At 67.0% G+C, this 23,734-nt stretch carries 22 protein-coding genes; 14 read left to right on the top strand and 8 right to left on the bottom strand.

The features are described 5' to 3' along the window. A partial coding sequence (gene groL, locus Q0O97_RS06155) for a chaperonin GroEL (RefSeq protein WP_294926271.1) occupies positions 1 to 1,586 on the bottom strand: 1,586 nt, incomplete at its 3' end. Between the two features lie 44 nt (positions 1,587 to 1,630). Further along, on the bottom strand, positions 1,631 to 1,918 hold the full coding sequence (locus Q0O97_RS06150) for a co-chaperone GroES (RefSeq protein WP_294926268.1): 288 nt from the start codon (positions 1,916 to 1,918) through the stop codon (positions 1,631 to 1,633). Positions 1,919 to 2,189: 271 nt separating this feature from the next. On the opposite strand from Q0O97_RS06150, the gene Q0O97_RS06145 reads away from it, so the two are divergent. Beyond that, on the top strand, positions 2,190 to 3,224 hold the full coding sequence (locus Q0O97_RS06145; RefSeq protein WP_294926266.1) for a TraB/GumN family protein: 1,035 nt from the start codon (positions 2,190 to 2,192) through the stop codon (positions 3,222 to 3,224). Between the two features lie 33 nt (positions 3,225 to 3,257). On the opposite strand, the gene Q0O97_RS06140 is transcribed toward Q0O97_RS06145, so the two are convergent. Next, a complete protein-coding gene (locus tag Q0O97_RS06140; protein WP_294926264.1) occupies positions 3,258 to 4,763 on the bottom strand; it encodes a calcium-binding protein in 1,506 nt (501 codons plus the stop codon). A 265-nt stretch (positions 4,764 to 5,028) separates the two neighbouring features. On the opposite strand from Q0O97_RS06140, the gene Q0O97_RS06135 reads away from it, so the two are divergent. The 5 genes from Q0O97_RS06135 (at position 5,029) to Q0O97_RS06115 (ending at position 9,367) form a co-directional block, all read left to right on the top strand. Continuing rightward, entirely contained in the window at positions 5,029 to 5,949 is a 921-nt protein-coding gene (locus tag Q0O97_RS06135; protein ID WP_294926261.1) for a manganese-dependent inorganic pyrophosphatase, read from the top strand. A gap of 20 nt (positions 5,950 to 5,969) precedes the next feature. Next, positions 5,970 to 6,839: a TIGR01459 family HAD-type hydrolase gene (locus Q0O97_RS06130; RefSeq protein WP_294926259.1), complete on the top strand. Its 870-nt coding sequence runs from the start codon at positions 5,970 to 5,972 to the stop codon at positions 6,837 to 6,839. A 115-nt stretch (positions 6,840 to 6,954) separates the two neighbouring features. After that, the gene (locus Q0O97_RS06125; RefSeq protein WP_294926279.1) at positions 6,955 to 7,881 is read left to right on the top strand and encodes a bifunctional riboflavin kinase/FAD synthetase; all 927 of its coding nucleotides are present in this window, start codon (positions 6,955 to 6,957) and stop codon (positions 7,879 to 7,881) included. Continuing rightward, entirely contained in the window at positions 7,881 to 8,321 is a 441-nt protein-coding gene (locus tag Q0O97_RS06120; protein ID WP_294926257.1) for a YcgN family cysteine cluster protein, read from the top strand. The genes Q0O97_RS06125 and Q0O97_RS06120 overlap by 1 nt, the downstream gene beginning before the upstream one ends. Beyond that, positions 8,318 to 9,367 (top strand): beta-eliminating lyase-related protein, encoded by a 1,050-nt coding sequence (locus Q0O97_RS06115; protein ID WP_294926255.1) that lies wholly within the window; start codon positions 8,318 to 8,320, stop codon positions 9,365 to 9,367. Before Q0O97_RS06120 ends, Q0O97_RS06115 begins: the two co-directional genes overlap by 4 nt. Here the strand turns inward: Q0O97_RS06115 and Q0O97_RS06110 are convergent. From Q0O97_RS06110 to Q0O97_RS06100, 3 genes are read right to left on the bottom strand one after another with little or no spacing between them, the layout of a single operon-like run. Beyond that, complete coding sequence (locus tag Q0O97_RS06110; RefSeq protein ID WP_294926254.1) at positions 9,364 to 9,834, bottom strand: CinA family protein; 471 nt, start codon at positions 9,832 to 9,834, stop codon at positions 9,364 to 9,366. The genes Q0O97_RS06115 and Q0O97_RS06110 overlap by 4 nt on opposite strands. Then, a complete protein-coding gene (locus Q0O97_RS06105) occupies positions 9,831 to 10,328 on the bottom strand; it encodes a phosphatidylglycerophosphatase A (RefSeq protein WP_294926252.1) in 498 nt (165 codons plus the stop codon). Before Q0O97_RS06105 ends, Q0O97_RS06110 begins: the two co-directional genes overlap by 4 nt. Positions 10,329 to 10,332: 4 nt before the next feature. Beyond that, on the bottom strand, positions 10,333 to 11,511 hold the full coding sequence (locus Q0O97_RS06100; protein ID WP_294926250.1) for a bifunctional 2-C-methyl-D-erythritol 4-phosphate cytidylyltransferase/2-C-methyl-D-erythritol 2,4-cyclodiphosphate synthase: 1,179 nt from the start codon (positions 11,509 to 11,511) through the stop codon (positions 10,333 to 10,335). A gap of 144 nt (positions 11,512 to 11,655) precedes the next feature. Between Q0O97_RS06100 and rpiA the strand changes: the two genes are divergently transcribed. The 5 genes from rpiA (at position 11,656) to Q0O97_RS06075 (ending at position 17,993) form a co-directional block, all read left to right on the top strand. Beyond that, positions 11,656 to 12,381: a ribose-5-phosphate isomerase RpiA gene (gene rpiA, locus Q0O97_RS06095; RefSeq protein ID WP_294926247.1), complete on the top strand. Its 726-nt coding sequence runs from the start codon at positions 11,656 to 11,658 to the stop codon at positions 12,379 to 12,381. Continuing rightward, positions 12,378 to 13,784, top strand: coding sequence for a glutathione-disulfide reductase (gene gorA / locus Q0O97_RS06090; RefSeq protein ID WP_294926245.1), 1,407 nt, complete (start codon positions 12,378 to 12,380; stop codon positions 13,782 to 13,784). The genes rpiA and gorA overlap by 4 nt, the downstream gene beginning before the upstream one ends. A gap of 60 nt (positions 13,785 to 13,844) precedes the next feature. Then, positions 13,845 to 15,068: an FtsH protease activity modulator HflK gene (hflK, locus tag Q0O97_RS06085; protein WP_294926242.1), complete on the top strand. Its 1,224-nt coding sequence runs from the start codon at positions 13,845 to 13,847 to the stop codon at positions 15,066 to 15,068. After that, positions 15,068 to 16,258, top strand: a complete 1,191-nt coding sequence (locus tag Q0O97_RS06080) for a protease modulator HflC (protein WP_294926240.1) — start codon at positions 15,068 to 15,070, stop codon at positions 16,256 to 16,258. Before hflK ends, Q0O97_RS06080 begins: the two co-directional genes overlap by 1 nt. A gap of 199 nt (positions 16,259 to 16,457) precedes the next feature. Further along, positions 16,458 to 17,993 carry a Do family serine endopeptidase gene (locus Q0O97_RS06075; protein ID WP_294926239.1) on the top strand — a complete coding sequence of 512 codons (1,536 nt, stop codon included), beginning with the start codon at positions 16,458 to 16,460 and terminating at the stop codon, positions 17,991 to 17,993. Between the two features lie 71 nt (positions 17,994 to 18,064). Here the strand turns inward: Q0O97_RS06075 and Q0O97_RS06070 are convergent, their stop codons facing one another. Further along, positions 18,065 to 18,781, bottom strand: a complete 717-nt coding sequence (locus Q0O97_RS06070; protein WP_294926238.1) for an invasion associated locus B family protein — start codon at positions 18,779 to 18,781, stop codon at positions 18,065 to 18,067. A gap of 475 nt (positions 18,782 to 19,256) precedes the next feature. Between Q0O97_RS06070 and Q0O97_RS06065 the strand changes: the two genes are divergently transcribed. Beyond that, positions 19,257 to 20,798: a helicase HerA-like domain-containing protein gene (locus tag Q0O97_RS06065; protein ID WP_294926235.1), complete on the top strand. Its 1,542-nt coding sequence runs from the start codon at positions 19,257 to 19,259 to the stop codon at positions 20,796 to 20,798. Here Q0O97_RS06065 and Q0O97_RS06060 read toward each other — a convergent pair. Continuing rightward, entirely contained in the window at positions 20,761 to 21,117 is a 357-nt protein-coding gene (locus Q0O97_RS06060; RefSeq protein ID WP_294926233.1) for a DUF6477 family protein, read from the bottom strand. The genes Q0O97_RS06065 and Q0O97_RS06060 overlap by 38 nt on opposite strands. A gap of 220 nt (positions 21,118 to 21,337) precedes the next feature. Here Q0O97_RS06060 and Q0O97_RS06055 point away from each other — a divergent pair, with 220 nt between their 5' ends. Both Q0O97_RS06055 and lipA read left to right on the top strand, forming a co-directional pair. Further along, positions 21,338 to 22,486, top strand: a complete 1,149-nt coding sequence (locus Q0O97_RS06055; RefSeq protein ID WP_294926231.1) for a DUF6456 domain-containing protein — start codon at positions 21,338 to 21,340, stop codon at positions 22,484 to 22,486. A gap of 159 nt (positions 22,487 to 22,645) precedes the next feature. Continuing rightward, a complete protein-coding gene (gene lipA, locus Q0O97_RS06050) occupies positions 22,646 to 23,593 on the top strand; it encodes a lipoyl synthase (RefSeq protein ID WP_294926229.1) in 948 nt (315 codons plus the stop codon). Positions 23,594 to 23,734 lie beyond the last annotated feature (141 nt).

Genomic DNA, 23,734 nt, shown 5'->3' with positions numbered 1-23,734 from the left:
TTCGGCTCGGGCTTTTCGGCGATCATGGCTTCGGTGGTGATCAGCAGGCCCGCGACCGATGCGGCGTCTTCCAGCGCGGTGCGCACGACCTTGGCCGGGTCGATCACGCCGAACTTGAACATGTCGCCATATTCCTCGGTCTGCGCGTTGAAGCCAAAGGCCTTGTCGGTGGATTCGCGGACCTTGCCCGCAACCACGGCGCCGTCCACGCCTGCGTTCTCGGCGATCTGGCGCATCGGAGCCTCAAGCGCGCGGCGCACGATGGCGATGCCCGCTTCCTGATCCGAGTTCGCGCCGGTCAGGCCGTCCAGCGCCTTGCCGCCCTGAACCAGGGCCACGCCGCCGCCGACGACAACGCCTTCCTGCACGGCTGCGCGGGTCGCGTTCAGCGCGTCGTCCACGCGGTCCTTGCGTTCCTTGACCTCGACCTCGGTCATGCCGCCGACGCGGATCACGGCAACGCCGCCGGCCAGCTTGGCCACGCGCTCTTGCAGCTTTTCGCGGTCGTAATCGCTGGTGGTTTCCTCGATCTGCTGGCGGATCTGGGCCACGCGGGCTTCGATCTCGGCCTTGTCACCGGCGCCGTCGACGATGGTGGTGTTGTCCTTGTTGATCGAGACCTTCTTGGCCGTGCCCAGCATGTCTACGGTCACGTTTTCCAGCTTCATGCCCAGATCGTCGCTGATGACCTGACCGCCGGTCAGGATGGCGATGTCCTGCAGCATGGCCTTGCGGCGGTCGCCGAAGCCGGGCGCCTTGACGGCAGCGATCTTCAGCCCGCCGCGCAGCTTGTTGACGACCAGCGTGGCCAGGGCTTCGCCCTCGACGTCCTCGGCGATGATCAGCAGCGGCTTTTGCGACTGGATCACCGATTCCAGCAGCGGAACCATTGGCTGAAGCGAGGAAAGCTTCTTCTCGTGCAGCAAGATATAGGCGTCTTCCAGTTCCGCGATCATCTTTTCGGGATTGGTCACGAAATAGGGCGACAGATAGCCGCGGTCGAACTGCATGCCTTCGACGACTTCGACTTCGGTCTCAAGACCCTTGTTTTCCTCGACGGTGATGACACCCTCGTTGCCGACCTTCTGCATGGCCTCGGCGATCTGCTGGCCGATGAAGGCCTCGCCATTGGCCGAGATGGTGCCGACCTGCGCGACTTCGGCGCTGTCGTTGACCGGGCGCGAGGCGGCCTTGATCGCCTCGACGACCTTGGCGGTGGCCAGGTCGATGCCGCGCTTGAGGTCCATCGGGTTCAGGCCGGCGGCGACGGACTTCAGCCCCTCGCGGACGATGGCCTGGGCCAGCACGGTGGCGGTGGTGGTGCCGTCGCCGGCCTCGTCATTGGTGCGCGACGCGACTTCGCGGACCATCTGCGCGCCCATGTTCTCGAACTTGTCGGACAGTTCGACTTCCTTGGCGACCGAAACGCCGTCCTTGGTGATGCGCGGCGCGCCGAAGGACTTGTCGATCACCACGTTGCGGCCCTTGGGACCCAGCGTCACCTTGACGGCATCGGCCAGGATGTTCACGCCCTTGAGCATGCGGTCGCGGGCGTCGGTGCTGAACTTGACTTCTTTAGCAGCCATTTTTCACTTCCTTGAATTCGTTGGGGGAAAGGATGGACGTCGGCTCAGGCGATGATGCCCAGGATGTCGCTTTCCTTCATGATCAGCAGTTCTTCGCCGTCCACGGTGACTTCGGTGCCCGACCATTTGCCGAACAGCACGCGGTCGCCCGCCTTGACCGAAGGCGCGATCAGCTCGCCCGAATCCTTGCGCGCACCTTCGCCGACCGATACGATTTCGCCCTCGGCGGGTTTTTCTTTCGCGGTGTCGGGGATGATCAGGCCGCCCTTGGTCTTTTCGTCCGACTCGACGCGGCGGACCAGAACGCGGTCGTGCAGCGGTTTGAATGCCATTGGAACACTCCGGTGTTTCAGGTTTCAGTGTTGTTGGCACTCGGCAGGGGTGAGTGCCAATCGAGGGGATATCTAATCGCCCCCCGGCGCGCTGTCAACGGGCTGACGCGAAATTCATTTTCCTTTTCAGGCAGGATAAACTTCTGTAACTTATCTGCTTTTTTCGTTCGCATGCCATCATGGGCGATTCCCGCGCGCCCGGTTTTCCGGCTGGCGCTGGCGATTGGCGCGCCGCCGTGGCAGGTTGGCGCAAAACGCGAAAGGGCGACATATGCGCAAGAGCCTGACCTTCCTTTTCTGCCTTCTGGCTGCGCCGGTTTCGGCGGAATGCGTGGGCCGCAACCTGATCGAGGCCCTGCCGGACGAAGCCCGCGCCCGGCTGGAAACCGCGGTCGAGGGCGTCCCCTACCGCGACGGTCTTTTCTGGAAGGCCGAAAAGGACGGGATGGAGATGGTGCTGATCGGCACCTATCACTTCACCCATCCGCGCCATCACGACACCGTCGCGGCCTATGGTCCGCTGATCGACGATGCCCACCTGCTGCTGGTCGAGGCCGGACCCGAGGAAATGGAGCGCATGACGCAGGCCATGACCGACGATCCCACGATGCTGACCGATCCCGACGGGCCGACCCTGCTGGAACGGATGGGGCCGGAAAAATGGGAGGACGTCAGCCGCGTCCTGGCCGACCGGGGCATTCCCGGCATCTTCGCCAGCAAGATGCGGCCCTGGTATGTGGCGATGATGATGGGGATTTCGCCCTGCATGCTGAAACAGGCGGCCGAGGCGGGCGGACCCGACGGGCTGGACCAGATGCTGATCGACCGCGCGCAGGTGGCGGGCACCCCGGTCGCCGCGCTGGAGCCTTGGGATACGGTCTTTACGCTCTTCACCGAGATGACGCCCGAGGAAGAGATCGACATGATCCTGTTCAACCTGCCCGCCGCCGATCATGCCGACGATTACGCCCAGACGCTGATCGACGCCTATTTCGCCGAAGACGTCTGGTCGCTGATGGAATTCGCGCGGCTGGACGCGCTGGAAAACGGCGGGCTGACCCCCGATCAGGTCGATGCGCAATTCGCGATTGCCGAGGACAAGCTGATGGTCGGGCGCAATCGCGACTGGATCGGCAGGCTGACCGATGCCGCCAGGGAAGCGGCTGCGCAGGACAGCCATGTCGTCGCGGGCTTCGGTGCGCTGCACATGCCGGGCGAGGACGGCGTGCTGAACCTGCTGGACCGCGCGGGCTGGGCCCTGACCCGCCTGCCGTCGCCGGTCCCGCAGCACCAGCCCGACCTGTAGCCGGGGCGCCGGTTCGCGGCGCCCCCTTGACCGTTACAGCAGGAAGTCCGAGGCAATCAGGTCGTCCCTGAAATTCACCTGGATCGAGAAATCCGCGACCCCGTCGCCATCCACATCGCCCTGGACAAGCTGTGCGCCGGGCGTCAGCCGGGTCACGTTCAACTCGCCCGCCGTGCCGGTGAAGGCACTGGCACCGATGAAGGCGAAGTCCTGGTCGCCCTCCAGCGTGCTGTCGGCGTCGATCAGCGAAAGGTCGATCCGGTCGCCTTGGGCGCGGCTGAAATCCGCGATGATGTCGCGGGTTGCCGCCGTGGTGCCGCTTTCGCTGACATCGCGAAAGACGAAAACATCGGCCCCGTTGCCGCCGATCAGCCGATCCGCACCGGCCCCGCCGATCAGCACGTCATCGCCGCCCCCGCCGTTCAGCGTATCGGCGCCTGCACCGCCTTCCAGCGTGTCGTTGCCCTGACCGCCTTGCAACGTGTCGCTGCCCGCGCCGCCGATCAGCCAGTCATCGCCCGCGCCGCCCGTCAGCCGGTCCGCGCCAGTCCCGCCGATCAGCACATCGTTGCCGTTACCACCGGCAAGCGTGTCGTTGCCAGCCCCGCCGTCGATGACATTATCGCCCCGGTTGCCCTGAATGCGGTTGTCAAGTTCGTTCCCGGTGCCGTCGATGTTCTGGCGGCCCGTCAGGCGCAGGATCTCGACATTATCCGGCAGGACATAGCTGATATTGCTTTCGATGGTGTCGGTCCCTGCGCCCGGACGCTCGATCACCACGTCTCCGGCATGATTGACGACATAGGTGTCGTCGCCCGCGCCGCCCTCCATTGTGTCGGCGCCCTTGCCGCCGTTCAGGCGGTTGTCGCCGCTGTTGCCCGTCAGGTAGTTGTCCAGTGTGTTTCCGATGCCGTTGATATCGTCCGTGCCGGTCAGGACAAGGTTTTCGACGTTCCTGTCCAGTTTCCAGTTCGTGCCGCTGAAAACCGTGTCGATCCCTTCGCCCGGCTGTTCGACCACCGTATCGCCCGGCGTGACGTAATAGAGGTCATCGCCGCGTCCGCCGGTCAGGACCTCGGCCCTGGTGGTGCCGCGCAGGATATCGTCGCCGTCGGTGCCGGTGGTCAGGTTGTAATCGAGGATCTGGATCTGGACCCGCTTGCTGGATGAGCCGTCCTCGAACCGCAGCCCGCCCGAGATGTTGACCACCAGCCAGGCGGTTTCCGTTCCTTCGGCCAGATCGTCGCGCAGGGTGCGGATGGTCAGGCTTTCGCTGCGATTGACCGGCGGAGTTGCCGCGACGCTCATCTGGCCGCTGCCTGAGACCTGTCCCAGATCAAGCGCATCCGCGGTGCCGTATTCGATATGGTAGTTCCAGCCGAAACTGTGGTTCGACAGGTTGTTGAAGCCGATGCGGACACCCTGCGACTGGCCTTCAGTCAGGGTGATGGTATCGGGCACCGATAGCGAAACATGCGCGCCGGGGGCGCTGACGGGATTGGCGTAGAGGCTGCCGGTCAAGGCGGGGGGCTGGGTCATTGAAACACTCCACTTGTCATTGACGTGCGGAAAACCTACCAGAATCCCGCATAACGTGTATAATGTCTGTTTACCTGTGCAAGCAAGCGGGAAACTGCGCAGCATTTTAGGCAGTTTTGTCCCTTTCGACAGGCCGCGCCACGCCTGGCGCACGCAATCGGGCGACTGGCGGCCTTCGGCAGGCCGCGCCAACGACCGATAGACATTTCCCGCCGCGGAACCTATAAGGCGCGCGACTTTCCTGACCCATTGCTAAGGTAACCCCATGATCCAGGTTTTCGGCCACAAGGCACCTGACACCGACTCGACCGGCTCGCCCATCATCTGGGCCTGGTATCTGTCAGAGGTGCGCAAAACCCCCGCCAAGGCGGTCCTTCAGGGCGAACCGAACACCGAAGCGGCATGGATGCTGACCCGCTGGAACCTCGACAAGCCCGAGATCATCTCGGATGTCGCGGCGGGTGATCGCTGCGTGGTCGTGGACACCAACAACCCCGGCGAACTGCCCGCCTCGATCAATGATGCCGAGGTGATCGAGATCATCGACCACCACCTGCTGGCGGGCGGGATCAAGACGCGCGCGCCCATCAACATCACCATCCGCCCGCTGGCCTGCACCGCCACCATCATGCACGACCTGATCGGGGACGAGGACCTGTCGCGCGCACCCGCCGCGATCAAGGGCGCGATGCTGACCTGCATCCTGTCGGACACGCTGGAATTCCGCAGCCCGACCACCACCCCGCACGACCGTTTCGTGGCCGAGAAGCTGGCCAGGGACCTGGGCCTGTCCATCCCCGAATACGCCGCCGAGATGTTCGCCGCCAAGTCCGACGTCAGCGCCTTTGGCGAGGAAGAACTGCTGCGCATGGACAGCAAGGAATACGAGTTGGGCGGCAAGCAACTGCGCGTCTCGGTGCTGGAAACCACGGCGCCGCAGGTCCTGCTGGACCGCAAGGCGGCGCTGCTGGCCGCCATGCCTGCCGTCGCCGCCGCCGATGGCGCGGACGAGGTGCTGCTGTTCGTCGTCGATATCCTGAACCAGCAAGCCACCCTGCTGCTGCCCAACGACTTCGTGCGCCAGGTCGCGGAAAAGAGCTTTGGCGTGACTGCCGAAGGGGATTCGGTCGTGCTGCCGGGCGTCGTTTCGCGCAAGAAGCAGATCATCCCGGTCCTGGCGCTCTGAAGTCGAAGAAGGTGGCCCAGATGACGCGGATCATCCAATCTCTCGACCAGGTCGCGGCGGATTACGACGTGCTGTTCTGCGACCTCTGGGGCTGCCTGCACAACGGCAAGCGCGCCTATCCCGCCGCCGTCGCGGCGCTGCAACGCTTTCGCGCGGGCGGGGGGCAGGTCGTGCTGATGACCAACGCGCCGCGCCCGGCGAAGTTCGTGGCGCGGCACCTGGCGCATTTGCAGGTGCCGGAGGACTGCTGGGACCTGATCGTCAGTTCGGGCGACGCGGCGCAGGATGCGATGTTTTCGGGTGCCGTCGGGCATGAGGTCTGGGCCATCGCCCCGGACAAGGACGACGCCTTCTTCACCGACCGGCCCGCCGAATGGGCGGAGGGCGCGCCGATCCGCAAGGTCGCGCTGGAAGACGCGCAGGGCATCGTCTGCACCGGCCCCTTCGACGAGGACAACGAACAGGCCGAGGATTATCGCGACCGCCTGACGGTGGCCCGCGACCGTGGGCTGAAACTGCTTTGCGCCAACCCCGATATCGTGGTGGATATGGGCGACCGCCGTATCATCTGCGCGGGTGCCCTCGCCCGGCTTTACGAACAGATGGGGGGAACTTCGCTGTATTTCGGCAAGCCCCACGCGCCGATCTACGACCTTGCACGCCGCCGTGCCGGGCTTGGACCCGACACGCGCGCGTTGGCCGTCGGCGACGGGATCGACACCGATATCCTGGGCGCGATGGATCAGCGGATCGATTCCGTCTTCATCACCGGCGGGCTGGCCCACGACCAGTTCGGCGCGGATGTCGAGGCGCCCGAACAGGCGCTGCTGGACCCCTGGCTGAAGGGGCGCGACCGCAGGCCCACCTATGCCATCGGGCGATTGCGCTGAGGGTCTTGCAACCGTCCCCCTGCCGGGTGATACGCTGACTTCACCGGCGCGGCCATCCGGGCCGTGCCAGCCAGATCGACAAGACAGGGCCGCATTGGCCAAGCGGAGGGCCGCATTGCGCATCCATGACGACTGGAAGGGTCTGCCCGCCGATGCGCGTGGCGCATCCGTTGCGATGGGCAATTTCGACGGGGTGCATGCCGGTCACCGTTCCGTCATCGACGCGGCGCGCGCGGCGGCCGACGCGCCCCTTGGCGTGATCCTGTTCGAACCCCACCCGCGCGAGGTCTTTGTTCCCGACACGCCCCCCTTTCGCCTGATGAACGCCGAGGCGCGGGCGAATCGGCTGGCGCGGCTTGGGGTCGATCACCTGTATCAACTGCCCTTCGGTCCGGTGCTGGCGGGGCTTTCGCCCGAAACCTTTGCCGATCAGGTGCTGAGCCAGGGCCTGGGCATCCGCAATGTCGCGGTGGGCGAGAATTTCCGCTTCGGCAAGGACCGCGCCGGGGATGCGGACACCCTGCGCCGCCTTGGCGCGCAATTCGGTTTCGGCGTGAGCGTTGCGCCCCTGCTGGGCGAGGGGGGGCGCTACAGCTCGACCGCGATCCGCCAGGCGCTGAGCGAGGGCCGCGTTTCCGACGCGGCGCGGATGCTGGGCCATCTGCACCGGATCGAGGGCGAGGTGCTGCACGGCGACAAGCGTGGCCGCGAGTTGGGTTATCCCACCGCCAACATGTCGCTGGAACGGCTGCACCGCCCGGCCTTCGGCATCTATGCGGTGCTTGTCGATGTGCTGACGGGTCCCGACAAGGGCAATTACAGCGGCGTGGCCAGCATCGGCGTGCGCCCGACCTTCGGCATCAACCAGCCCAATATCGAGACCCATATCTTCGATTTTTCCGGCTCGCTCTATGGGGAACACCTGTCGGTCGCGCTGGTCGAATACCTGCGCCCCGAACTGAAATTCGACAGCCTTCCCGCGCTGGTCGAGCAGATGGATCAGGACAGCGCCCGCGCCCGCGCGATCCTGGCCGGACGCTGATGCGCCCGCGTTTCTGGGAACTGCCCCTGCGCGATCTGGACCGCGAGGAATGGGAGGCGCTTTGCGACGGTTGCGGCAAGTGCTGCCTGAACAAGATCGAGTTCGAGGGCACGGGCGAACTGGCCTTCACCCGCGTCGCCTGCAAGCTGCTGGACGGGCAAAGCTGCCAATGCTCGAACTATGCCGACCGCCACCGCTACGTTCCCGAATGCATCGTGCTGACTCGCCGCAAGCTGCGCGAAGTCGCATGGTGGCTGCCCGCGACCTGCGCCTATCGCCTGCGGGCCGAGGGCAAGCCGCTGTTCGACTGGCACTATCTGATCTCGGGCGACCGCGAATCCGTCCATCGCGCCGGGCAATCCGTGCGCGGCTGGACCATCAGCGAGCTTGAGGTCCGCGAAGAGGATTGGGAAGATCACATGATCGAGGACCTGTCATGAATTTCGCATCCGACAATACCAGCGGCGTCCATCCCCGGATCATGGCGGCGCTGGCGGCGGCCAACGACGGCCATCCGCCGTCCTATGGCGCGGATGCGCTGACGCAGGCCGCGCAGGACCGTCTGCGAGAGGTCTTCGAGGCCCCCGGCGCCGCCGTCCATTTCGTCGCCACCGGCACGGCGGCGAATGCGCTGGCGCTGTCGCAATTCGCGCCGCCCTGGGGCAAGATCTACTGCCATGCTTCGGCCCATATCCAGACCAGCGAATCCAACGCGCCCGAATTCCTGACCGGCGGCGCCAAGCTGGTCGCGCTGCCCGGCGAGGATGGCCGGATCGCGCCCGCCACGCTGGCGCAGGCGCTGCATGAAAACGGGCGCGACTCGGTCAATTCGGGCGTCAACTCGGTCTTGTCGCTGACCAATGCGACCGAATGGGGCACCGTCTACAGCCCGCTGGAACTGGCCGAACTGTCGGCCCGCGCCCATGCCGCCGGGCTGGCGGTGCATCTGGACGGTTCGCGGCTGGCCAATGCGATCGCCGCGCAGAATGCCGCGCCCGCCGCGATGACATGGCGCGCGGGGGTGGATGTGCTGACGCTGGGGGCGACGAAATGCGGCTGCATGGGGGTCGAGGCGGTCGTCACCTTCGACCCCGACCGCGCCGCCGGTCTGGGATATCGCCGCAAGCGCGCCGGGCACCTGCTGTCCAAGCACCGCTATCTGTCGGCGCAGATCCTGGCCTGGCTGGACGGCGGGCTGTGGCTGGACCTTGCCCGCCACGCCAACGACATGGCCGCAAGGCTGGGGCAGGGGCTGGCCGCGCTGGAAGGCGTGCGGCTGAACGCCCCGGTCCAGTCCAACGGCGTTTTCGCGACCCTGCCGCGCGAGATCTTTGCCCGCGCCCGCGCCGCCGGTGCGGCTTTCGCGGTCTGGCCCGGCGATCAGTTCGACGATGGCAAGGGGCCGGTGCCCGTCCGGCTGATATGCAGTTGGGACACCCGCGCGGATGAGGTGGACGGTTTCCTGTCCGTCCTGCGCGCGGGCTAGGCCAGCGCCGCGCGCAGCATCGCCAGCGCATGGCGCAAGGTCGCCTCGCGCACCTGCTGGCGGCCGATGTCGCCGAAATCGACCGTCTCGGTCCGGGTGGCCTTTTCCGTGGACAGACCGAAACAGACCCGCCCGACCGGCTTTTCCGCGCTGCCCCCGCCGGGTCCGGCGATGCCCGTCACCGAAACCGCGATGCCCGCCTGCGAATTCGTCCTTGCGCCCGCCGCCATCTGCGCGGCCGTTTCCTCGCTGACGGCGCCGTGATCGGCCAGGGTCTGCGCCTGAACGCCCAGCATCTGCATCTTGGCCGCGTTGGAATAGGTCACGAACCCCCGGTCAAAGACATCCGAGGACCCCGCGATTTCGGTCAGCGCGGCGGCGACCATGCCGCCCGTGCAGCTTTCGGCGGTGGCGATCATCACGCCCCGCGCGCGGGCAAGGTCGAGGATTTCGGCAGCGCCGCTCATAGCATCGGCTCCAGCACCGCGTGGTAAAACCCGGCCAGGATGACCGAGCAGATGCCGGCGAAAAGCCCCGCCCAAAGGTCGTCCAGCATCACGCCCGCCGTGCCGCCCTGCCGGTCCGCGCGCCCGACCAGCCAGGGCTTCCAGATGTCGAACAGGCGAAACAGCAGGAAGGGAACGACATAGCCCGGCCATGCGTCCAGGATCGAGACCCCGTGCCGCGCCAGCGGGATCGCGGTGAAACTCAGCGCCAGCCATTGGCCCGCGACCTCGTCGATGACGATTTCGGAGGGGTCCTGATCCTCGGCGCCGGCGATCAGCGGCGGGATCGCCCAGAAACCCAGGACCGTGGCCAGGATCACGCCCGCCGGGATCAGCCAGGGGCTGGCGTATTCGAAAGCCAGCACCGCCAGTAGCACCGCCGCCGCCGAACCCCAGGTGCCGGGCGCGGGGCGCAGCAGGCCCACGCCGAAGAAGGTTGCGATCAGGCGTTCCATGCGTTCAGCCTTTCAACAGGGTGACGGTGGCGATTGCGGCGATGCCTTCGCCGCGCCCGGTGAAGCCGAGCCGTTCCGAGGTGGTGGCCTTGACGCTGATGCGGCCCGGTTCGGTCCCGGTGATTTCGGCCAGCCTGTCCTGCATCGCCGCGGCGTGGGGGCCGATCTTGGGCTGTTCGCAGATCAGCGTCACGTCGGCATTGCCGATCCGCCAGCCGCCTGTCCCGGCCAGTTCGACCGCATGGCGCAGGAAGATGTCGCTGGCCGCCCCCTTCCATTGCGGGTCCGAGGGCGGGAAGTGCCGCCCGATATCGCCCTGCGCCAGCGCGCCATAGATCGCGTCGGTCAGCGCATGCATCCCCACATCGGCGTCGGAATGGCCGATCAGCCCCTGCGCGTGGGGGATACGCACCCCGCACAGCCAGACATGGTCGCCCGGCCCGAGCGCGTGGACGTCGAAACCGTTGCCGGTGCGGATATCGGTGAGGGGCATGGTGTTTTCCTTGGCGTTTTCGGCGGCGTTTTCCCCGGCGATGCGGGCGGCACGGGTAAAATCCTCGGGCCAGGTCAGTTTCAGGTTGTCCTCGTCGCCCGGCGTGACGGTGACGGGCAGGCCCGCGCGGCAGGCCAGTTCCACGTCGTCGGCCGCGCCTTCGGGATGGGCGCGATGGGCGGCGAGGATGGCGTCCAGCGCGAAACCCTGCGGGGTCTGGGCACGAAACAGCCCCTCGCGCGGGTGGGCGCCGGTGACGGTGCCGCTTGCCACGCGCCAGAGCGCATCGGTGACGGGCAGGGCGGGCGCTGCGGCGGGGGCGCCTTGCTCCAGCGCCTCGACCACGCCGCGGATCACGGCTTGCGACACCAGCGGGCGCGCGCCGTCGTGGATCAGCACATGGGTGACGTCGCTGCCTTCCAGCGCGCGCAGCCCGGCCATCACGCTGTCCGAGCGGGTGTCGCCCCCCGCGATCAGCGTCACCCGGCCCCCCAGTTCCGCCACGCCGCGCGCCATGTCCTCGGGATGCAGGGTGACGACGATTCGGGCAAAGCCGCGAAAGGCGCGGACGGTGCGGGCCAGAACGCTGGTGCCGCCGAAATCGCGCCATTGCTTCGGCTGGGTCCCGCCCGCGCGGGTGCCCCGGCCGGCGGCGGTGATGATGACGGCGAAGTTCTGCGGCGTTTTCATGGGCTCTGCTTAGGGCAGGTCCCCGATCAAGGCAATCGCGGGCGATGCGCGTCGGAAAGACGCAGCCGGGGCGGTCAGCGGTGGCACGAGGCGCGCGAACCCTCTATAACGCTGCGAAACGCCGCCCTTCGCCCGGAGAATGAGATGACCGACCAACCCGTTTTCGATCCTGCCAAGGACGCCGCCGCGCTGGCCGCGGTCAAGCTGGTCCAGCCGGGCATGAAGCTGGGGCTTGGCACCGGATCGACCGCCAATGTCTTCGTCCACCGCCTTGCCGAGCGCGCTGCCGTCGAGGGGCTGGCGCTGCGCTGTGCGGCGACCTCGAAGGCCACGGCGGAACTGGCCGCCTCGCTTGGCCTGCGGGTCGAGCCGCTGGACGAACTGGGCTGGCTGGACCTGACCATCGACGGCGCGGATGAGGTCGATCCCGACCTGAACCTGATCAAGGGCGGCGGCGGTGCGCATCTGCGTGAAAAGATCGTGGCCTGCGCCTCGGACCGGATGGTGGTGATCGCCGACCAGTCCAAGGTGGTCGAGCAACTGGGCGCCTTCCACCTGCCGGTCGAGGTCGTGCCCTTTGGCTGGCAGGTCACGCAGGCGCTGATCCGCAAGGGGCTGGACGGGCTGGAACTGTCCCAACGCCCGATCCTGCGGCGCTTGCGCGATGACGCGCCGTTCCTCACCGACGAAGGCAACCTGATCCTGGACCTGTCGCTTGAGGCGATCCCCGATCCGCAGGCGCTTGCGCTGATGCTGTCGCGCATTCCGGGCGTGGTGGAACACGGGCTGTTCCTGGGCATTTGCGAAATGGCCATCATCGGGCGCGACGACGGATCATCCGTCGAGCTGGTCGCGGAGGTTACGCAATGAGCTTCGATTATGACCTTTTCGTGATCGGCGGCGGCTCTGGCGGGGTCAGGGCGGCGCGGATCGCCGCGGGCCAGCATGGCGCGAAGGTGGGATTGGCCGAGGAAAGCCGCCTTGGCGGCACCTGCGTCATTCGCGGCTGCGTGCCCAAGAAGCTGATGGTCTTTGCCTCGCAAGCCCCCGACGCCATCCGCGAGATGCAGGGCTACGGCTGGAGCGGCGCGGATGCCGGGGCCTTCGACTGGACCTTTTTCCACGAAAAGCTGGAGCGCGAACTGGACCGGCTTGAAGGCGCCTATGGCGGCGGGCTGTCCTCGGCCGGGGTCGAGGTCCACCGCAGCCGCGCGCGGCTGGCCGATGCCCATACGGTCGAACTGGCCGACGGCAGCCGCTTTACCGCGCGCCATATCCTGATCGCGGTCGGCGGGCGCCCGGTGCGGCCCGATATTCCCGGCGCGGAACTGGGCATGATCTCGGACGACCTGTTCACGCTGACCAGCCTGCCGCGCCGCGTGTTGCTGGTCGGCAGCGGCTTCATCGCCTGCGAATATGCGATGATCCTGAACGGGCTTGGTTGCGGCACGACCCTTGCCTATCGCGCCGACAAGGTGCTGCGCGGCTTCGACGAGGGCATGCGCGACTGCGCCACCCGCCAGATCCAGGCCAGCGGGGTGACGATGCTGCCGGGCCTGACCCCCTCGCGCATCGAGCGGCAGGGCGACGGGTCGCTGTGCATGACATTCGGCGACGGCAGCAGCGCCGACTATGACGCGATCTTCTTTGCGACGGGTCGCGCGCCCTATACCGGCGGCCTTGGCCTTGAGGATGTGGGCGTCACGCTTGGCGGCAAGGGCCAAGTCGTCGTGGATGAATGGTCCCAGACCTCGGTGCCGTCGATCTACGCGGTGGGCGACGTGACCGACCAGGTGAACCTGACCCCCGTCGCGATCCGGCAGGGCCACAACTTCGCCGATACGGTCTTTGGCGGCACGCCCCGGCCCAACGACCTGTCGCTGGTCGCCAGCGCGGTCTACCTGCACCCCAACGAACTGGGCACCGTCGGCCTGACCGAGCAAGAGGCCGCCGAAAGGGGACCGATCCGGGTCTATGAGGCCAGCTTCCGCCCGATGCGGTCGCTTTTCGCAGGCTCGGACCTGCGCACGGTGATGAAGCTGATCGTGGATCCCGGCAGCGACAAGGTGCTGGGCTGCCACATCTTCGGACCCGAGGCGGGCGAGATGATCCAGCTTGCCGCGATCCCCATCGGCATGGGCGCGACCAAGGCCGATTTCGACCGCACCATCGCCGTTCACCCGACGATGGCCGAGGAACTGGTCACGATGCGCATCCCCGCGCGCGAGACCGGCGGACAGGCAACCGCGATCCCGCAAGGCAGGATTGCTTGACATTCGGGGCATGATGCCCAGTTAAACCGGAACCAGACTGAAAGCGACGAGGCAAGGCGCATGGCGACACAAGGCCCCTGGGGCAGCGGAGGAGACAATGGCAAGGGCGGTGGCAACCGTCCGCCACAAGGGGGGCCGCAACGGCCCTGGGGCAGTCAGGGCGACAAGGACCGCCAGCCGCCGCAGGGCGGGCGCAAGGGCGAACAGATCCCCGAGATCGAGGACCTGGTCCGCAAGGGCCAGGACCGGCTGCGCGTCCTGATGGGCGGTCGCGGCGGTCAGGGGGGCGGGCCGCGCGGACCTCGGGGTCCGCAGGTGCCGAAATTCCCGATCAATCGCGGCACCATCGGCTTTGGCGCGCTGGCCGCCGCTGCCGCCTGGGTCGTGCTGAGCTTCTACACCGTCGACCAGTCCGCCCGTTCGGTCGAACTGTTCTTCGGCGAACCCTATGCCGTGGGTGAACCGGGCCTGAACTTTGCCCCCTGGCCGGTCGTCACGCGCGAAATCGTCCCCGTCACGGGCGAGCGGGTCGTGGAAATCGGCAAGGGCACCGCCGGGCCGATGGACAGCGGGCTGATGCTGACGCGCGACCAGAACATCGTGGACGTGCAATATCAGATCGTCTGGAACGTCTCGAATCCCGAACAGTTCCTGTTCAACCTTGCCGACCCGCAGGACACCATCCGCGCCGTGGGCGAATCCGCGATGCGCGACATCGTGGCGCGTTCGGAAATGGCGCCGATCCTGAACCGCGACCGCGAGGTCATCCGGGCCGAACTGGAAGAAGCCGTCCAGCAGACGCTGGACAGCTATCAGGCCGGGATCAACGTGGTGCGCGTCAACCTCGACCGTGCCGATCCGCCGCGCGAGGTCATCGACAGCTTCCGCGAGGTGCAGGCCGCGCAACAGGAACGCGACCGGCTGGAAAAAGAGGCCGACGCCTACGCCAACCGCGTCCTTGCAGGCGCGCGCGGCGAAGCCGCCCGGCTGATCGAGGAATCCGAGGCCTATCGCGCCGAAGCCGTCAACACCGCCGAGGGTGAGGCCGCGCGCTTCATCTCGGTCTATGCCGAATATGCCCGCGCCCCCGATGTGACGCGCAAGCGGATGTATCTGGAAACGATGGAAAAGGTATTGGGCGACATGAACAAGGTCCTGCTGGACGGCGTTTCCGCCGAGGACGGGCAGGGCAGCGGTGTCGTGCCCTATCTGCCGCTGGATCAGTTGCGCGGCACCGGACGGCCTGCACAGAACCAGCCTGCACAGAACGGGGGGGCGAACTGATGAACCGCGGATTTTCCATGCTGGCGCTGCCGGCGCTGGTCGTTCTGGTCGTGATCGGCCTGTCCTCGATCTATATCGTCGATGTGCGCGAACGTGCGCTGGTCCTGCGCTTCCGCGAAGTCGTGACCGTGCGCGAGGATCCGGGGATCGGCTTCAAGCTGCCTTTCCTCGATTCGGTGGTGAAATACGACGCCCGCATCCTGGGCCTGCCCACCCGCCCGATGGAGGTGACGCCGCTGGACGACCGCCGTCTGGTCGTCGATGCCTTCGCCCGCTGGCAGGTCGTCGATCCGCAGCGCGTCTACCAGGCAACGCAGGGCGTCGGCCTGACGCGCGTGCAGGATCTGCTGGATCAGATCATCTCGACCGCGATCCGCCAGGTGCTGGGTTCGGTGCCCTCGACCACGGTGCTGTCCGATGACCGGACGCCCCTGATGAACCGCATCCGCGACCAGGCGCGGGCCGAGGCCGAAAGCATCGGCGTGCGTGTCATCGACGTGCGCCTGACCCGCACCGACCTGCCCGAGCAGAACCTTGCCGCCACCTACGCCCGGATGCGGGCCGAGCGTGAACGCGAGGCCGCCGACGAGATCGCGCGCGGTAACGAGGCCGCGCAGCGCGTCCGCGCCGCCGCCGACCGGACCGTGGTCGAACTGACCTCCGAGGCGCGGATGCGGGCCGAGGTGGTGCGCGGTGAGGCCGATGCCCGCCGCAACTCGATCTATGCCGAGGCCTTTGGCCGCGACCCCGAGTTCTTCGCCTTCACCCGCTCGATGACCTCTTACGAGCGGGCGCTGACGGGGGCCAACAGCTCGATGGTGATGCGTCCCGACAGCGAATTCTTCGCCTATCTGCGCAGCGACGGGGCCGAGATGGCCAATCCCGCCCCCGTCCCGCCAAGCGAGGATGAACTGTCCGACCTGATCCCCTCGGTTTCCGAGGATGAGCCGCTGGTCAATGACCCGGTGACGGCGGGCGACGGCTCGATCCTGGGCGAAAGCGCCGGGGTGACGCTGACGCCCATCCCCGAGACGCTGGCCACGCCCCCGCAAGAGGAATCGCTGATCCTGCCCGAGGGCGGCGCGCCCGCGCCCCAGGACGGCGCACCGGCACCCGAGGGCGAGGTTCCCGCGGAACCGGCCCCTGCGCCGGAAGCGGCGCCGGAACAGCAGCCCGCGCCCGCGCAGTAACGGCTCGCGCAAAAAATCATGCGAAAACAGGGGGCGCTGTCATGGCGCCCTTTGCCATTTCACGCGCGGCAAGTCACAATCAGTTCATTCCACGAGAGGGTGATTTATTTGTAACGCACCCCAAATCTCGTCCATGAATCGAAGCCGTCGGCGCCGGGCAGGTTTGCCGGCGACGGATCAGACAAAGGAGTCGTTCCCGATGAAGAAACTCTCACCGCGCTACCTGCTGACGGCCTCGGGTCTTGCCCTTGCGCTGGCCGCCTCGCCGATGCTGGCGCAGGATGCCGCGACCCCCGACCAGCCCGCGCAGACGCAGCCCGCGAACGACAATGCGTCGCTGACGGACAATGCCACGCGCCAGCAGATGCCCAGCTTCGCCGACCTGGTCGAACAGGTCAGCCCCGCGGTCGTGAACATCACCACCACCGCCACCGTGGCGGCGCCCACGCGCCGCGGCCCGATGATCCCCGAAGGCAGCCCCTTCAGCGATCTGTTCCGCGAGTTCGGCTTTCCCGGCGATCCCTTCGGCGGTCCCGGCTTTCCGGGCGGGCCGCAGATGCAGCAGCGCTCCAACGCGCTTGGTTCGGGTTTCGTCATCAGCGCCGAAGGGCTGATCGTCACGAACAACCACGTCATCGACGGAGCCGATGAGATCGAGATCGAGTTCTATTCCGGCCAGCGCCTGCCCGCCGAGGTGGTGGGCCGCGATGCGCAGACCGATATCGCCGTTCTGAAGGTCGAAAGCGCCGAGCCGCTGCCCTATGTCGAATTCGGCGACAGCGACGTGGCGCGGGTCGGCGATTGGGTGCTGGCGCTTGGCAACCCGCTGGGGCAGGGGTTTTCGGCCTCGACCGGGATCGTCTCGGCCCGCAACCGCGCGCTGACCGGCACCTATGACGATTTCATCCAGACCGATGCGGCGATCAACCGGGGCAACTCGGGCGGGCCGCTCTTCAACATGGATGGCGAGGTGATCGGAGTGAACACGGCGATCCTGTCGCCCAACGGCGGCTCGATCGGGATCGGCTTTTCGATGGCGTCCAACGTGGTGTCCAAGGTCGTCGCGCAGTTGCAGGAGTTTGGCGAGACCCGGCGCGGATGGCTGGGCGTCAAGATCCAGGACCTGTCCCCCGACATCGCCGATTCGCTTGGGCTGGAAGGCACGGCGGGCGCGATGGTTACCGATGTTCCCGCCGGACCCGCCGCCGATTCGGGGATGCGCGCGGGCGACGTGATCGTGTCCTTCGACGGCGGCACCGTCGAGAATATCCGCGAGTTGGTGCGCCGCGTAGCCGATGCCCCGGTCGGCGAAGAGGTCGGCCTGACCGTCATGCGCGACGGTGAAGAGGTCGAACTGAAGGTCACGCTTGGCCGTCGCGAACTGGCCGAGGGCGGCGGTTCGGCCCAGGTCTCGGCCGAGCCGGAATCCGCAACCGACCTGCTGGGGATGAGCGTCGTTCCCCTGACGCCCGAGATCGCCGCCGAGCTTGGCATCTCGCGCGAGATGCAGGGGCTGGTCGTGCAATCCGTCGATCCGGCGGGACCCGCCGCCGACAAGGGGCTGTCGGCGGGCGATGTCATCACCGAGGCGGGGCAGCAGCCGGTAAGCTCGCTGGCCGATCTGGAAGGCCGGATCGCCGAGGCGCGCGACGCCGGCCGCCGGTCGCTTCTGCTGCTGGTCCGCCGCGCGGGCGAGCCGCGCTTCGTCGCCCTGCCCATCGAACGCGACGACTGACCGGGCGCATCGCCCAAAAGGAAAGGGGGCGGAAAACCGCCCCCTTTTTCATGCCGTTGCAAAGGCGCCGGTCACTCGGCGGCTTCTTCCTGGGTTTCTTCCTGGGCTTCCGCCTCGCCCTCGGCGGCGGTCAGTTCCTCCATCACCTCGGTCACGGCGTTCATGCCGGCGGTGAAGCCCGACAGCGACAGCGTCAGGTTGACCGGATCATCCTCGGGTGCGCCGAAGGGCAGCAGGGTCAACTGGCCGCTGTTGCCGCGCTTGAAGCCGTTCAGTTCCTCCTCATTCAGCCCGACGCGCGACAGGCAGCCGATCTGCGCGCAGACCATGAAGGGATAGCCGGTCTGTTCGTTCGAATCGATTTGCAGGCGCAGCCCGTGTTGCAGGTCGGTTTCCAGCGGCGCAACGAAGGTCACGATGGCCGAAACCGGACCTTGCACCGGCACGACCGAGGCTTCGGCCACGGCACCGCCGTCGCTGTCGCGCAAAAGCTGGTAAAGCTCGCACGGGTCCTGGTCGTCGGGGGTCTTGACGCAGCGCATCGTCCAGTCGCCAAAGGTTTCGCGGGCATAGCTCTGGCCGGGCTGAGGCTCGGCGTTTTCGTCGGCAGCCGGGGCGGGGGTCTCGACCGCGGATTCGGCAGGGGCTGCGGGCGCGGCTTCCGTCGCGGCCTCGGGTGCGGCTTCGGTGGCCGTCTCGCCGGAAGCATCCTGGGCGGCCGCCATGCCCGCGCTGCCGGCAATGGCGAAGATCGCTGCGATCAGCGCGTTGGAGGTTGTCTTAACCATGATCCTCTTCCTTTGGTCAAACCTTGACCCATGCGCTTATCATGCGGATGCAGGCTTGTCAGGGCGGATGACTGCCCGGCCCATCACAGATTTGCGCGAATGCGGCGAGGGAATGCCGGGGCGGCGATTTGCCGCCAATACAAAGGGGGGGGCGGTTTGGGGGGCGGTTTCGCGAAGGGGAGTTTTGCGAGGTCCGGCATGAACTGCCGGACCCTTGAGCCATCCCTGCCGGACTTCCGGTCTGATTGCCCGAAAGCTAGAATCACTCTGCCACAAGGTCAACTGTCGGAATCGACAGGTCGCAAAAGGGGATCAATGCGAAAAAAAGTCGCGCCCGAGGGCGCGACAGTCCAACAGGGAGGAAGATCCGCCCGCGCATCGCTGCCCGGACGGTAATCCCAGACTGGCACATTCCTGCGCGGTTTGTATTCTATATATGCGCGGTTATGCGCTTTTTTGCCGATGCAGGGGCTTCATGGCTGATATCGTCGATCTGGATCAGGGCACGGTTTTCGTCGGCGGCGGCGGACAGGCCCATGCGGTGCCGCAGCATCTGCTGCTGAAATACGCCAACCGCCACGGGCTGATCGCGGGGGCGACGGGCACCGGCAAGACGGTGACGCTGCAAACCCTGGCCGAATCGTTTTCGCGCGCGGGCATCCCGGTCTTTCTGGCGGACGTAAAGGGCGACGTCGCGGGCATCAGCCAGGCGGGCGGGGGCGACGACAAGCTGCGCGCGGCCTTCGCCAGCCGGGCCGAAACCATCGGGCTGGACCTGGATTTCCAGGCCTTTCCCGTCACCTTCTGGGACATCTGGGGGCAGAAGGGCCACCCGGTGCGCACGACGCCAGCCGAGATGGGGCCTTTGCTTCTGTCGCGCCTGCTGGGGCTGACCGACGCGCAGGAAGGGGTGATGAACATCGCCTTTCGCGTGGCCGATGAGGAAGGGCTGGCCCTGCTGGACATGAAGGACCTGCAAGCGATGCTGGTCTGGATCGGCCAGAACGCGCGGGACCTGGGGCTGCGCTACGGCAATATCGCGGCGGCCTCGGTCGGCGCGATCCAGCGCCGCCTGCTGGTGCTGGAGGGCGAGGGAGGCGACCTGTTGTTTGGCGAACCGGCGCTGGAACTGGCCGACCTGATCCGGCTGGATGCCTCGGGCAAGGGGGTGATCAACATCCTTGCCGCCGAGCGGCTGATGAACGCGCCGCGCCTTTACGCGACCTTCCTGCTGTGGCTGCTCAGCGAACTTTTCGAGCAACTGCCCGAGGTGGGCGACCCCGACAAGCCGCGTCTCGCCTTTTTCTTCGACGAGGCGCATCTGCTGTTCGACGACGCGCCCCCCGCGCTCGTCGCCAAGATCGAGCGGGTGGCGCGGCTGATCCGCTCGAAAGGGGTCAGCATCTGGTTCGTGACGCAAAGCCCGACCGACATTCCCGACAGCGTGCTTGGCCAGATCGGCAACCGTGTCCAGCATGCGCTGCGCGCCTTTACCGCCCGCGACCAGCGCGCGCTGCGTCAGGCGGCGGAAAACTATCGCGCCAACCCCGCCTTCGACACCGCCGATGCGATCCAGCATGTCGGCACGGGCGAGGCGGTGACATCCTTCCTGCAAGCCAAGGGCGTGCCCGGCATGGCCGAGCGGGTGCTGATCCGCCCGCCCCTGGCCAGCCTTGGTCCCATCGGCGAGGAGGCGCGCGCGGCGATCATGGCCGCGTCGCCCATGTCGCTGAAATACGACGAAAGGCTGGACCGCGAATCCGCCTTTGAACTGCTGGCCAAGCGGACCGAGGCTGCCGCGCAGGCCGACCCCGGCCCCGAGGAAAGCCGCGAATACAGCCGCGCCCGGCGGTATGAGCCGGGCGCAGGCCGCCCGGACAGCCCTGCGCGCAGCACGTCGCGCCAAAGCGATTCGATCGCGACCACCTTCGGCAAGAGCCTTGCCCGCCAGCTTGGCACCCGGACCGGACAGGCGCTGGTCAGGGGCGTGCTGGGGTCGCTGCGGCGCGGGCGATAGGCCCGTCCGGCAGATCGCGCGCGCCAAGCAGCCGGGTTTCCGCAAGGATCGCGATGGCCAGCATGACATGGCGCCTGACGTCGTAATCGGCGCCGTCCGACAGGCGGGAGCCGTTCATCCGCGCCTCTTGCTCGCGCAGGGCGGCCAGCGCGCGCTCGGGCGTGGGCAGCGCCTCGCAGCGCAACAGGCGGCGCAGGTCGCGCGTCCGCCGCCAGCCCTGCTGACCCGCCTGCGCGGCCTGCATCAGGATGCGCGGACGCCGCAAGGTGCGGCTTGCGGGTTTGCCCCTGAAGGAAATGACATTCGATCTTCCGGCCATCTTCGCCCCCGTTTCATCTGAACAGCGGCGAAGAAACCACAACCTGCGGCTGTGTTGCGTCACAGCCCGAAGCAGCGTTCGCAATGGCAAGGATTTTTTAGGTTTTGTTAGGAAATATTACGCAATCCATAATTCGCCCGGCATTTTCCGGGGATTTTTCAAACAACTCACGGAAGAGCGTCTGCCCGCTGTTCCGCAGCCATTCAAAAAGGGATTTGTCATGACAGCTTTGACGGGCGGTTTTGCCATCGACGCTTCGGTTTCCGCGCTGCCGGGGGATGCCGATGCGGGGGGCGGGAACCACGCCGGTGAAATCGCCATATCGCCGCGCGAGGCCGAGGACCTGCGGCTGTATCGGCGCCATACCGAGGGGGGCGAATCCATCCGCTCGCTGGCGCGCGAGGCGGGTTGCCACGCCTCGACCATCCTGCGCCGCATCCGCCGGATCGAGGCGCGGCGCGACGATCCGCTGGTCGATGGCGGGATCGAGCGTGACGGCGACGGGCGGGGCTTCAGCCGCAGCGATGCCGAACAGGCGCGGCGCGTCCTGCGGCGGCTGGCCGAATCGGGGGCGGTGCTGGTGCTGGCGCAGGGGATGGAGAAGGCCATCGTGGTGCGCGGCGATATCCGCACCGCGATCCTCGACCGCCGGATCGCCGAGAAGCTGGCGCTGATGGGCTGGGTCGTGCAGCAAAGCGCGGGGCGGCTGGCGCGCTATGCCATCACCGGCGCGGGGCGCGATGCGCTGAAGAAGATGGTCGCCGCCCGGCGTGGGGGGATGCCGCCGCTGTCGGATTTCGCGCAAGGCCAGCCCGTCACGCCCGTCGGCATGGCCGAGGCGTCCGCCCCCTTCGATCACGCTGACCGCCACCGCATCTGGACCGAGCGCGAGATCACCGACCCCGACGACGGCACCCGCCGCCGCGCGCGCTACAACCTTGCCGAAAGCCCCTTGCAGGTGCTGGCGCGCCGCCGCGATGCCAACGGCAAGCCGTTCCTGTCGCCCGAGCTGGTCGAGGCGGGCGAGCGCCTGCGCGAGGATTACGAGCTGTCCCAGCTTGGTCCGCGCGTCGCGCAGAACTGGGACCGCTTCCTGACCTCGGGGGCGGATACGGGGCGCAGCTTCGGCGGGTTCTCGGGCGGATCGGACGGGGCGCGCGACCGCGTGGCCGCCGCGCTGCGCGAGCTTGGCCCCGGCATGGGCGATCTGTGCCTGCGCGTCTGCTGCTTTCTGGACGGGGTCGAGATGACCGAGCGCAGGCTGGGATGGTCCGCGCGCTCGGGCAAGATCGTGCTGCGCCTGGCCCTGATGCGGCTGGAACGCCATTACCGCGAGACATATGGCGCAGGCTCGCCCCTGATCGGTTAGTTTTTTTCCTTATCATCCCCGCTTCAGGCTGCCGGTCCGCCCGGCAGCCTTTTCCATGCCGCGATGCAGCATCGAATTTCCCCGCAAGTGCCGCCCGCTGCCGTTGTTTTCCTGTGCGAAAGGGCCTAATTTCGACGAAACATCATGTAAGGAAGCCACATGGCCGACCAGCCCCCGGTTCTGCGCCACCCGGAAAAGGCACATCGCCCCGATCAGGCTCAGCCCAAGAAACCCACGTGGATCCGGGTCAAGGCCCCCACCAGCGACGGCTACAAGCAGACCCGCGACATCCTGCGCGAGAACCGCCTCTCCACCGTCTGCGAGGAAGCGGGCTGCCCGAACGTCGGCGAATGCTGGAGCCAGGGCCACGCCACCATGATGATCATGGGCGAGATCTGCACGCGCGGCTGTTCCTTCTGCAACGTCCAGACCGGCAAGCCCGATGCGCTGGACGTGTTCGAGCCGGGCCGGGTCGCCCACGCGGTGCAGAAGCTGGGGCTGAACCATGTCGTGCTGACCAGCGTGGACCGCGACGATCTGGACGACGGGGGTGCCGAGCATTTCGCCCAGACCATCCGCGCGATCCGCCACCGCTCGCCCGGTTCCACGATCGAGGTTCTGACCCCCGATTTCCTGAAATCGAAGCCCGGCAGCCTTGAGGCCGTGGTCGAGGCGCGCCCGGACGTCTTCAACCACAACCTGGAAACGGTGCCGGGGCTTTACCCCTCGGTCCGGCCCGGCGCGCGCTATTTCCACAGCCTGCGGCTGTTGCAGCGGGTCAAGGAACTGGACCCGGCCATGTTCACCAAATCCGGCATCATGGTCGGCCTGGGCGAGGACCGTCAGGGCGTCTTGCAGGTCATGGACGACATGCGCGCCGCCGATATCGACTTCATCACCATCGGCCAATACCTGCAACCGACCCCCAAGCATCACCGCGTGGACCGCTTCGTAACGCCCGAGGAATTCGAGGGCTATCAGCGCGCCGCCTATGGCAAGGGTTTCCTGATGGTGTCGGCCACGCCGCTGACGCGCTCCAGCTATCACGCGGGCGACGATTTCGCGCAATTGCGCGAGGCGCGGCTGAAGAAGCTGGGGCTGGGCTGAGCTGCGGGGCGCGCGCGCCCCTGCTGCGACGTGAAGCCTCACGGCTTTTTTTCCTGATTTTCTGGCGCAGCCGGGCGCAAGCGGCTATCACTTTGCTGCAACTGCGAAATGCTGCGCCACGCCTGACGGTGCGGCCCTTTC

It is taken from the genome of uncultured Paracoccus sp., assembly GCF_945915435.1.
Lineage (GTDB): Bacteria > Pseudomonadota > Alphaproteobacteria > Rhodobacterales > Rhodobacteraceae > Paracoccus.
This window is presented reverse-complemented; position numbering and strand designations above follow the sequence as displayed.